The 11321-nt window shown below is 42.9% G+C and carries 12 protein-coding genes; 9 read left to right on the top strand and 3 right to left on the bottom strand.

Features of this window, described 5'->3' with window-relative positions:
• Positions 1-65 precede the first annotated feature (65 nt).
• From H6G69_RS34600 to H6G69_RS31655, 4 genes are all read left to right on the top strand, one after another.
• Positions 66-188, top strand: a complete 123-nt coding sequence (locus H6G69_RS34600) for a hypothetical protein (RefSeq protein ID WP_277883508.1) — start codon at positions 66-68, stop codon at positions 186-188.
• A 234-nt stretch (positions 189-422) separates the two neighbouring features.
• Positions 423-1394 carry an AEC family transporter gene (locus tag H6G69_RS31665; RefSeq protein ID WP_190693402.1) on the top strand — a complete coding sequence of 324 codons (972 nt, stop codon included), beginning with the start codon at positions 423-425 and terminating at the stop codon, positions 1392-1394.
• Between the two features lie 269 nt (positions 1395-1663).
• The gene (locus tag H6G69_RS31660; protein WP_190693400.1) at positions 1664-2572 is read left to right on the top strand and encodes a M23 family metallopeptidase; all 909 of its coding nucleotides are present in this window, start codon (positions 1664-1666) and stop codon (positions 2570-2572) included.
• A 123-nt stretch (positions 2573-2695) separates the two neighbouring features.
• Complete coding sequence (locus H6G69_RS31655; protein WP_190693398.1) at positions 2696-3229, top strand: late competence development ComFB family protein; 534 nt, start codon at positions 2696-2698, stop codon at positions 3227-3229.
• Between the two features lie 226 nt (positions 3230-3455).
• On the opposite strand, the gene H6G69_RS31650 is transcribed toward H6G69_RS31655, so the two are convergent.
• On the bottom strand, positions 3456-4268 hold the full coding sequence (locus H6G69_RS31650; protein WP_190693396.1) for a L,D-transpeptidase: 813 nt from the start codon (positions 4266-4268) through the stop codon (positions 3456-3458).
• Between the two features lie 50 nt (positions 4269-4318).
• Between H6G69_RS31650 and H6G69_RS31645 the strand changes: the two genes are divergently transcribed.
• The 4 genes from H6G69_RS31645 to H6G69_RS31630 all read left to right on the top strand — a co-directional run bounded on the left by H6G69_RS31645 (position 4319) and on the right by H6G69_RS31630 (position 6825).
• Positions 4319-4459 (top strand): hypothetical protein, encoded by a 141-nt coding sequence (locus H6G69_RS31645; RefSeq protein ID WP_190693394.1) that lies wholly within the window; start codon positions 4319-4321, stop codon positions 4457-4459.
• Between the two features lie 46 nt (positions 4460-4505).
• Positions 4506-4697, top strand: coding sequence for a hypothetical protein (locus H6G69_RS31640; RefSeq protein WP_190693392.1), 192 nt, complete (start codon positions 4506-4508; stop codon positions 4695-4697).
• Between the two features lie 689 nt (positions 4698-5386).
• The gene (locus H6G69_RS31635) at positions 5387-6043 is read left to right on the top strand and encodes a sigma-70 family RNA polymerase sigma factor (RefSeq protein WP_190693406.1); all 657 of its coding nucleotides are present in this window, start codon (positions 5387-5389) and stop codon (positions 6041-6043) included.
• 158 nt (positions 6044-6201) lie between these two features.
• Positions 6202-6825, top strand: coding sequence for an anti-sigma factor (locus H6G69_RS31630; RefSeq protein WP_190693391.1), 624 nt, complete (start codon positions 6202-6204; stop codon positions 6823-6825).
• 22 nt (positions 6826-6847) lie between these two features.
• Here H6G69_RS31630 and H6G69_RS31625 read toward each other — a convergent pair whose 3' ends face one another.
• Entirely contained in the window at positions 6848-7303 is a 456-nt protein-coding gene (locus H6G69_RS31625) for a gamma-glutamylcyclotransferase (RefSeq protein ID WP_190693389.1), read from the bottom strand.
• A gap of 184 nt (positions 7304-7487) precedes the next feature.
• On the opposite strand from H6G69_RS31625, the gene leuS reads away from it, so the two are divergent.
• Positions 7488-10109: a leucine--tRNA ligase gene (gene leuS / locus H6G69_RS31620; protein WP_190693388.1), complete on the top strand. Its 2622-nt coding sequence runs from the start codon at positions 7488-7490 to the stop codon at positions 10107-10109.
• Positions 10110-10299: 190 nt separating this feature from the next.
• Here the strand turns inward: leuS and H6G69_RS31615 are convergent, their stop codons facing one another.
• The gene (locus H6G69_RS31615; RefSeq protein ID WP_190693386.1) at positions 10300-11298 is read right to left on the bottom strand and encodes a transaldolase; all 999 of its coding nucleotides are present in this window, start codon (positions 11296-11298) and stop codon (positions 10300-10302) included.
• Positions 11299-11321 lie beyond the last annotated feature (23 nt).

The following is an 11321-nucleotide window of genomic DNA, read 5'->3' as shown; positions in this document are numbered from 1 at the left end:
CGAAATGCCTACTAAATTACCAAACTCCGATACTTTCCACATCAACTTCCTCACAATAGCTAGCTATGAGTAAGTTTAGACAAGAGTTTGGCTACTTAGTCAAGCTCTCACCTGGAGAAGTGAGGGGATTTTTTTGCAAAAGCGATCGCTATCGCCCGCCAAATTTTTCTGATACTAAAAGTCCTTAAAGGTTCACCTTAAATAATTAAGACTTACGCATCAAAACGAAAAATCCAGGTTTAGGGGTTCAGGGGTATAGGGGTGTACTGATTCAAAATCCTTACACCCCATACCCTTTCACCCTGACACCCAATCTTCACAGATAATCTTTGTGCGTAAGTCCTGATAATAATAAAGAAGACTGTGCTGATGTATTAACAACAGCATCAATTCTGACACCTTAACCAAGGTGCTGCCTGAACATGATTGAAAGCCTGATTCATGCCTACACCCCTTTTCTCATCTGGGTAGGTATAGGACTATTAGTATCTCGATTTACCCCAGATAAACTGCTGAAGTGGCTGGGTAATGGACTTTATTGGTTAGGTGTGCCATTACAACTTTTTGTGTTAGCACGTCACACTGACTTATCTCATGGCGCACTCATCCCTGGAATAGCCGTCGGAGTATTATTGCTCAGTCTAGTTTTAGCCCTGTGTTTTTGGCAAAGCTTACAATGGTTCCAAAGCCAAAAACAGCAGCTAAGTTTAGCCAATTCGGACTTGTCAATCGACATTCCATCTATGCGCGCTAGTTTAGGCAGTTTTATTCTGGCTACCATTTTAGGAAACACAGGTTTTGTCGGGTTAACCCTCACACAGGTATTGACTAGTCCCCAAAACAATGACTGGGCAGTGTTATTTAGTGTGACTAACAACGTTGTCGGGACTTATGGCATCGCTGTTTTAATTGCTAGCTATTTTGGCAAGAGTCACACCGAGAATCATTGGTGGATTCAGTTACGCGATTTAGTAACAGTGCCTAGCTTGTGGACATTTGTTTTGGGCTTAAGTACTCAATTTATACAATTGCCAACAATAGTCGAAGGGGTATTAGAACAAGCCGTTTGGGTAGTTATTGCCTTCGCTTTACTGCTTGTGGGGTTGCGACTAGGAACAATTACAGGCTGGAAAAGTTTAAAGATTGCTTATATTGCTAGTGTTCTCAAAGTCTTTATTGTGCCGATACTAGTAGGATTAGGTGCAACTTTTTTAGGTGTAACTGGCGAACAACGGCTGATTCTGGTATTGATGTCTGGCACACCTACAGGCCTTTCTGTGCTAATTTTGGCAGAGGTTTATGATTTAGATCGCAACTTATTAGCAAGCTGTATTGCCTTAACATTTATAGGCTTATTTATCGCATTACCTTTTTGGTTGATTTTATTTGGCTAGTTTGAATATAGACGCATGATAATGTATTAATAAACATCTAAAACGCATTTAATAACTAGCTTTAAAATTAGGTAACTATATATATTACGTTAATGACAATGATTAGCGATCGCCCAGAAATAAGTATAGATTATTTCCGAAAATATCTACTCAAACCGTCAAATATCATAATATTATGGTGTCTAAAATTATCTGCTGTGGTTAAGAAACCCTAGAGCCTATGATCTAGTCTGTTTGTCACCAGAAGTAAGGAAAGTTTGATCAGTTCTATGACTATCGAGAATCGCGCTCTTAAGTCTCAAAATTGGCAAATTCATCACCGTGCCAGAAATTTATGCTTGGGTATACTGACATTTTTACCCGCAACTTTGGCATTGCCTGTAGAAGCATTGCAAGTCCAGCTATCGCCCAGTAACCCTCAGTTAGGAGACACCCTATCCGTCGTGATTGACATAGATAGTCAAGATAATGCCAACCAACCAAAAATCACTGTTGGTGAAAAAACCTACCCAGCCTTTGCCATAGCACCAAATAAATATCGAGCATTTATTCCCACCACTCCCCTAGAAAAAGCAGGAACGAGAACTTTCAAAATTTTTGGCGATGGGCAAGTCAAAAACTTAGCAGTGAAAGTGCGCCCCCGCAAATTTCCTGTACAACGTATTACTTTGCCACCAGGGAAATCTGCTGATGGAGCCACCGAATACGAACTTCAACGTGTAGCTGCTTTTAAAGCCTTACAAACACCAGAAAAATATTGGAACGGTCAATTTTTACCACCCAGTAAAGCTAGGATCAGCACAATTTATGGCGTGCGCCGTTACTATAATGGTAAATTTGCAAATGACTATTATCATCGTGGTGTAGACTACGCCGGAGCGAATGGTTCACCTGTCACAGCCCCCGCATCTGGGCGAGTTGCATTGGTAGGCAAAGAGTCGCAAGGCTTCCGAGTCCACGGTAATGTAGTTGGTATTGACCACGGTCAAGGAGTGACTAGCATATTCATGCATCTAAGTCGCATCAACGTTAAAGAAGGTGATTTAGTCAAAGCTGGTCAAATCATTGGTGCAGTTGGTTCAACAGGTGCATCTACAGGGCCGCATTTGCACTGGGGCTTATATGTCAACGGACAATCTGTTGACCCATTACCCTGGCGAACTAAGGTCTTTGAATAACACAAAAGACATTATTAATAGCAAAAGTGCATAATTTGTATATTGTGTACTGATAATTGGGCAAAATAAATTGAATTGTTACCGTCCCTACCTTACTTGGGTGGCTTAAAAAAGATGAGCGTTATGAGTATTGAAAAAATTGTAGAACAAGCTCTCCAGGATGGTTATCTCACGCCTGCGATGGAAGCAGAAGTTGGGCGCATTTGTGATAACGCATCTGAACTCTCCATAGAAGAGTACATGGCGCTAGATCGATTAATGGGGGCGCTATTAACTGGTGAGGTAGTGGCGGTTCCTCGCAAACAATTTATTAACGTTATGGAAGAATTAGTCTTAACTGAAGCGATCGCCCGCGTTGCCGAAATTGAAGCCACTAGCGAGAGTTCCTTAGATGTAGGCGACATTGCGGCCTATGCACTCAACCGCTTACCACCCTTGTATGCCACCACCGAGGAAGGTGCTAACTACCAACGTCAACGTGCCAAAGCAGAATTACAAGAATTAATTGCTCAACAAGTTACAGAAGCGATTAGTCGTAACATCAACCAACCCAACGATAACAGAACACCCGTTGTCGGTAAAACCACTGGTAATGAAGTATTACGCCAAGTCAGCACCTTACTTCAAGTCTACGCACCTAGCTTTGAGCAAAAATAAATTTTGGTTATTTGTCATTTGTTGGACAACTCATAACAAAGCGCAAAGTCTAAGCGGAGGTTTCCTCCGTAGACGCTTTGCAGTGAGGTAGTGTGTTGGGCGGGTTCCCCGACTTGTGGACGCGCTTTGCGCAGCTTCTCGCAGAGTAGCTACTGCTGTTAGCGACGCAGGAGCATCACCCGGAGGGCTTGTCGCAAAGGACAAGGAATGAATGACTATTAATTGATTAATCACGTACCGTCACCACTGTCCCAACTTTAACTTGGTCGTATAATAAACGAACATCAGAATTCCGCATTCTTAAACATCCGTGAGAAATCGCACTTCCCAATAAGTGGACATCAGGAGTGCCGTGAAAACCAATTTGATTGCGTCCATCTGTCCAAAAACCAATCCAACGCTCACCTAAAGGGCTATCTTCTCCGGGCGGAAAAACTTTACCAGTGATTGGATGTTGCCAAATCGGGTCATGTTCCATATTCATCACTTCAAACTTACCCGTAGGCGTTTCCCAACCCTTTTTACCGATCGCAATTGGGTAGCTAGCTATGACGACATCGCCTTGATAAACATAAGTGCGGCGATCGCTTAAATCTACTATGACTTGCGTTTTTATCCCCAGTTTATTAGCGGTTTTTTGTTGATTGAGCAGTTGAGCAAAAAAAGATGGCTTCCCTTCATTAGTATTGCGATTGACTGGTTGTTCTGATTCCAACCCCACTAACCGCCTATTGTTAGGTACATCAGTGTCTACAGCTACATTTTGATTCACTGTGCCCGATTTATGATCAGGCTGGATACCAGAGGACTTAAACTCAGAAGTTCCCTGACGATTTTTTCCTGGGATGGGTTCACCAGCAATTGTAGACGCGCCAAAAGCTGTTTCCCCTAAACCTTGAGGAATATTGCCCCTAGTGGAGGCTGAATTATCAAACTTTTGTTGCGTGGTAGTTACTCGCCAATGGACAGCTAACGATAATACCGCTGTGCCAAAACAGAGAAACATTGCTATACGCGCTACAGATTCATTTCTTACCATTGCGATCGCCTATTGTTTATCCCTGACAGATCCAATCTCTAAATAATTGAATGCAATCATCCAATTATCAAGAATTCACATTTACTTATCAGTTTCCTTATAAATTTGCCAATATTTCTGGGCAAACTAAGGCTATGCGGATGTTCTTGCAAAAAGACTCTCTGGTGCAAAACCGGATTTTTGCGAAGTAACAAGCCAAGGTTTCCGCAATTCAGGCTTTTTTCTAAAACTTTCCAAGTGCAGCAATCAATCATTAATGGTGTGGGTGGGAGAATGTCCATGTTTGAAAAACTATTGCTAGCAATCACAATCACATTTTCCATTAATTTCTTTTTTCACGTTCGCTTACCAAATCCAGCCAATACAGACGCTATTTATCAGGATCATCCAGAAAAAATCACTATCCTGGTAAATAGACCTGAAAAATAACATTCCTCTTAAAGGATGCCAGCAGAAATTCATAATTTCTGACTCATAATAAATAATTATGAATTTTTGCGTGCTTTCTCCTTTCTGGACACAATGACCAGAACCAAGATTTTACTCTACCTTTAGTGAAGCAACTACCATCTCTACACAGTCTAATAGCTTCTCAAAGATCAATTCCGTATTCAAAGTAGAAGCTAAAAAATTTAGATGCTGATCTGTTAACAGACTCATACAATTTTGGATTGTAAATTTTGGATTTTGGCTTGGGAGTTGCTTGCTGGTGTGGATTATCAGAATTTGTTTGCCACATTCTTGCTTTAAATGAGTTTAAGACTGTTACTCTTAAACTCTGATATTTAAATTTTTTACGACTTCTTCAGTAAAAACTGCATCTGACTAAAGAGCGAAGCTTTCAAATAGCATGTATTACTTTTTTTGTCAATAGTAAATAGTCAGTTGTCATCAGATGCACAACTCTACGTAAAATTGCCATAAATGTAAATTTGGCTTCACACTGCTAAAGTAGCAAGTTTTTGAGAAAAATCAAGCAGCTGATGAATTTTTGACTAAGAAACCTCACCTAAATTGTATACTTCAGTGTTCCAATCCTAAATCCGTCACCTAACACAGGAACATCCTGCCAGTTAGTAGGTCTAATAGGAAGGGATGATTTAATGCCAGTACGATCTATGAGTCAATCGATTGCTGTATCCTGGTCAACGGTTGATGCGAAGTATCCAGAAGCATCGGTGCAAGTTGACAAACTTTCAAACCACGATCTGATTTTGCGCTGTCAAATTGGCTTGCGTCCAGATCGTGCTGCATTTGCGGAACTTCTGCGCCGCTATCAGACCCAAGTTGATCGGGTGTTATACCACCTAGCGCCAGATTGGCCAGACAGAGCCGATTTAGCCCAAGAAGTTTGGATTCGAGTGTATCGCAATATCAACCGCTTACAAGAACCCGCTAAGTTTCGGGGTTGGTTAAGCCGGATTGCAACTAACTTGTTTTACGATGAGTTACGCAAACGCAAGCGGGTAGTAGCTCCATTATCGCTAGATGCGCCCCGTGCAGTGGATGACGGCGAAATGGACTGGGAAATTGCGGGAGACACCCCAGGCCCAGAAGAGGAACTGACCACTAGGGAATTTTATGAACAATTGCGAGAAGCGATCGCTGATTTACCAGAAGTGTTTCGCACTACAATTGTCTTGAGAGAAATCGAAGGTATGGCTTATGAAGAAATCGCCGAAATCACAGGGGTTTCCTTGGGAACGGTGAAATCGAGAATTGCCAGAGCCAGGTCTAGATTGCAAGCTCAATTGCAAGGTTATCTAGATACTTAAATTACAGTCTCTTTCTACTGCTGTATGGCAAAATTTAAGCATTGATTAAGCATAGTTATGAATTAATCACAGTGCGACTGCCCTCAGAAGAAGAAATATTGAATTTCCTAGAATTATTGGCTTCCTCTACCCGTGTATGAATTAGTAATAGTGTTACAATGACTACTGATTCTCCGTTTCACGACCGTTCCCATTTACAACCTCTTGGAGATTTGTCAGCAGGAATGGATCAACATAGCAATGAATCAACGGGTAATATGGATATGGTGAAGCGCGATCGCTTCGAGTTATTAAGTGCCTACCTCGATGGCGAGGTGACAGCTACAGAACGTAAGCAGATAGAAGAATTGCTCGCCAATGATGCTTCCGTTCAATGTCTTTATGCCAGATTATTAAAGCTGCGGCAAGGTTTACGGACTATGCCAGTACCAGCCCCGGCACAATCACCAGAAGTCACAGCCGAACAGGTGTTCACCCGTTTACGTCGTCGTTCTCGTTTAGCTTGGACATTTGGTGGTGCGGCGGTTGCTGCTTGTGTCATTAGTTTAGTATCTGGATTGCTACCTGGCAATGAAACTAGAACACCACAGCTAGCCCAAAAACCACAAACAGAAATAGAAACTACACCAACAGCAAACACCTCTGCTGCCACAGCCTCACCGCTGATGGTAGCCATTAACAACCCTGTCATCGAAATTCCCAAAGCAGCAGAAGCTACTCCCCAAAAGCAAATTCATCTCAAACAGCTAAAACTCGACAAAATTGAGTCTAATCTTAACTAATCAAAAGAGGCTAGGTTAATTCCTAAAACTCATACCCCTCCTTAGCTGTTAAACCGCAGCCACTCCACCAGCCATCGACTAGGAGAGTGGCATTAAATTTGTCAATCCGCTCTAAACTCATCAAATAAGCCCAAGCCCAACCAAGAGATTTACCCTGTAAATCGTAAATCTCAACTTGTTGGCGATTGTAAAGATTTTCTGCAATAGGTCTGAGAGGCTGGTAATCTTCTAGATAGTCTAAAGTAGACAAAACCTCTGATTGAGAAAAAGAAAGTAAATATCCTTGGACTTGATTTTGTCCAAGTGTCATTGCTGGGTAGCCCATTGGCAAAGCAAACAGCTTGCCTAGTGTGACTGCCCTTTTAGCATTGATGACTTTACCTGCACAATATTTTTGATAATTTGCTTCACCGGGTTTGAGCGTACCATAAACAAACACCCGTAGCGGTTGAGAAAATTTTGTTTTTGATTCAGTCATCCCCTGTTTTACCTAATTTATTTCTAGAGCTTACATTGAGCAAAGAGTTTATGGGGGTAGGTGTTCTGACACCCTTACACCCAACCTCAAAGGAAAACCTAACTCTGTAAGTCCTGATTCCTTTGCCTACCATCATCTACAATATGGAGGCAGACAAGATAACAGTCCAGTAGGAGATTTTTTGGTGGAATCCCGATACAACGCAGCCGCAATTGAGGAAAAATGGCAAAAAACATGGTTAGATATTGGCTTAGATAAGACCCCTACAGAAAGCAACAAGCCAAAATTCTACGCCTTATCCATGTTCCCCTACCCATCGGGCAGCTTACACATGGGTCACGTCCGTAATTACACAATTACTGATGTAATTGCCCGCCTCAAGAGAATGCAAGGTTATCGGGTGCTGCATCCAATGGGTTGGGATGCCTTTGGTTTGCCTGCGGAAAATGCCGCTATTGACCGAGGAGTGCCGCCAGCTAAGTGGACTTATCAGAATATTGCCCAAATGCGGCAGCAGTTACAGCGTTTGGGTTTGTGTATTGATTGGGACACAGAAGTTGCCACCTGTTCGCCAGACTATTACAAGTGGACTCAGTGGATTTTCTTACAATTTTTGCAAGCTGGGTTAGCTTATCAAAAAGAAGCCGCAGTCAACTGGGATCCCATTGACCAAACTGTGTTGGCCAACGAACAAGTTGATAGTGAAGGGCGTTCGTGGCGGAGTGGGGCAAAAGTCGAGCGTAAATTATTGCGGCAATGGTTTTTAAAGATTACCGACTATGCCGAAGAGTTACTCAACGACTTAGATAAATTGCCCGGTTGGCCAGAACGGGTGAAGTTGATGCAGGCGAACTGGATAGGCAAATCTTCCGGGGCTTACTTAGAATTTCCCATAGTTGGTGTTGATGAAAAAATCGGGGTATATACTACTCGCCCTGACACAGTTTATGGTGTTAGCTACGTAGTATTAGCACCAGAACATCCTTTAACCAAGCGCGTCACCACCAAAGAACAGCAAGCTGCTGTCGCAGCTTTTATTACAGAAGTTTCCAATCAAAGTGAATTGGAACGGACGGCGGAAGATAAACCCAAACGCGGCATACCTACAGGCGGTAAAGCAATTAACCCATTTACAGGGGAAGAAGTACCGATTTTGATTGCTGATTATGTACTGTATGAGTATGGTACTGGGGCAGTTATGGGTGTACCAGCCCATGATGTGCGGGATTTTAAGTTCGCCCAGGCTTATGATTTACCAATTGAGTTTGTCATTGCTGCCCCCGAAGATGTGGCTGGGTTTGATTTAACGCCGACATCTGAGGGTGAAGAAGTTACGCAACTTGTTCAGATTGAATATAACCAAGCGTATACCGAACCAGGAATTTTAATTAATTCTGGACAGTTTACCGGGCTGAATTCTGTAGATGCTAAGGCAGCTATAGTTAAATATGCCCAAGAAAAAGGCTTTGGCAAAGAACGCATCCAGTATCGCTTGCGCGACTGGTTAATTTCTCGGCAACGTTATTGGGGCGCACCCATCCCCGTAATTCACTGCCCAAACTGTGGGATAGTGCCAGTTCCCGACAAGGATTTACCAGTACAGTTACCAGAAGAAGTTGAATTTACTGGACGAGGTGGTTCACCGTTGGCGCAGTTAGAAAACTGGGTGAATGTACCTTGTCCAACTTGTGGTACTCCGGCGAAGCGCGAGACAGACACGATGGATACCTTTATAGATTCCTCGTGGTATTTCTTGCGGTTTACTGACGCACGCAATGAACAGCAGGTATTTGACTCTGGTAAAACTAACGACTGGATGCCGATAAATCAGTACGTAGGCGGTATTGAACACGCAATTTTGCATTTGTTATATTCGCGGTTCTTTACTAAAGTATTGCGCGATCGCGGCTTGTTAAATTTTGACGAACCCTTTGAACGTTTGTTAACTCAAGGGATGGTGCAAGGTTTAACTTATATGAATCCGAACAAGGGCGGTAAAGATAAATGGATTCCCTCTGGTCTTGTTAACCCTGCTGACCCCCGTGACCCGCAAACAGGGGAACCATTGCAACGTCTTTACGCTACTATGTCCAAATCTAAGGGCAATGGTGTAGCACCGGAAGATGTAATTGCGAAGTATGGTGTAGATACAGCGCGGATGTTCATCTTATTTAAAGCACCACCCGAAAAAGATTTGGAGTGGGATGAGGCTGATGTTGAAGGACAATTTCGCTTTTTAAATCGGGTGTGGCGGTTGGTGACAGATTATGTCGCGGCTGGTGTATCTCGTAAGCAGGCTGAACTGGCTAATTTGAGTAAGCCAGAAAAAGAATTACGTCGGGCAATTCACACTGCGATTAAGGCAGTTACGGAAGATTTGGAAGACGAATATCAATTCAATACGGCTGTTTCGGAATTGATGAAGTTGAGTAATTCTTTAACTGATGCTGACTGCAAAAATTCACCAATTTATGCAGAAGGTATTCAGACTTTAGTGGCGTTACTCGCGCCGTTTGCACCCCACATTGCTGAAGAGTTGTGGCATTTATTAGGTAATAACAATTCTGTTCATACTCAAACTTGGCCAAGCTTTGATGCGGCGGCTTTGGTAGCTGATGAAATCACTTTGGTGATTCAGGTTAACGGCAAAAAGCGGGCTGATATTCAAGTTCCAGCGCAAGCAGATAAGGCCGAGTTGGAGAAGTTCGCCCGGGAGTCTGAGGTGGTGCAGCGTCATCTGGAAGGCAAGGAGATTAAGAAGGTGATTGTTGTGCCTGGAAAGTTGGTGAATTTTGTCGTGGTGTAAGGGTAGATAAAATATTCCAAATTATTGTGGGACGGGTGATAACACCTGTCCCATATTTATGGTGGGCAAGACTTGTACTGAGCTTGTCGAAGTATGCCCACCGTAATTTACAAGAAGAACGAACCGCCAAGGACGCAAAGAGCGCGAAGTAAGAAGCGTTTAAAGGGTTTTTGCGTAATTCCGAGAAATTTTAATGGCTAGGTACTACTTCTAGTTTGGCTAGTCTTTCTGCCAAGAGTTTTTCTAGGTCTTCTAGGGCTTTGGTAAAGCCTTTGATGCCTTCGTCTAGTTTGTCGTAAGCCATTTGGTCTGCGGCGTGCATCTTATCGAAGGTGGCTTTGTCGATGGAGATTTTTTCGATGTCGGAGGTGGCTGCTTTGGCGGGGTCGAGTTTGCGGGGTAGTTCGCCGATGGTGGCTTGCAATTCGCCTAACAATGAGGGAGAGATGGTGAGTAAGTCGCAGCCTGCTAATTCGGTGATTTCGCCAACGTTGCGGAAGCTTGCGCCCATAACTTCGGTTTTATAACCGAATTTTTTATAGTAGTTATAGATTTTGGTAACGGACAATACGCCTGGATCTTCAGCAGAGGGGTAGCTGTCGCGTCCGGTTGATTTTTTGTACCAGTCAAGAATACGGCCGACGAAGGGAGAAATTAGGGTAATGCCTGATTCTGCACAAGCGATCGCTTGATGCAAACCAAACAATAAAGTTAAGTTACAGTGAATGCCTTCTTTTTCCAAAATTTCCGCAGCCTTAATTCCTTCCCAAGTGCTGGCAATTTTAATTAAGACGCGATCGCTAGAAACACCAGCTGCTTTATACTGAGCAATCAATTCTCTAGCTTTAGTTACAGTTGCTTCAGTGTCGTAAGATAAGCGGGCATCTACTTCTGTAGAAACGCGACCAGGGATAATTTGCAAAATCTTTAAGCCAAAAGATACTGCCAAACGGTCAAAAGCTAAGGATACTATCTGTGATTGGCTAGCACCTGCGCCTGCATCTTTTTTGGCTTGCAGTAAGGTTTGGTCAACAATTTCTTGATACTCTGGCATTTGTGCCGCAGCAGTAATCAGTGAGGGATTAGTTGTAGCATCCTGGGGTTTAAATTTTTCAATAGCTTTAATGTCCCCGGTATCGGCAACTACTACAGTAACTTCGCGCAATTGTTCTAGTAAATTTTTAGACATATAAACTCCGTAATGGTTATTTG

It is taken from the genome of Nostoc sp. FACHB-110 (assembly GCF_014697425.1).
Taxonomy (GTDB): Bacteria; Cyanobacteriota; Cyanobacteriia; order Cyanobacteriales; family Nostocaceae; genus Nostoc_B.
Note: the sequence above shows the minus strand (reverse complement) of the source record. Positions and strands in the feature narration are given on the sequence as shown.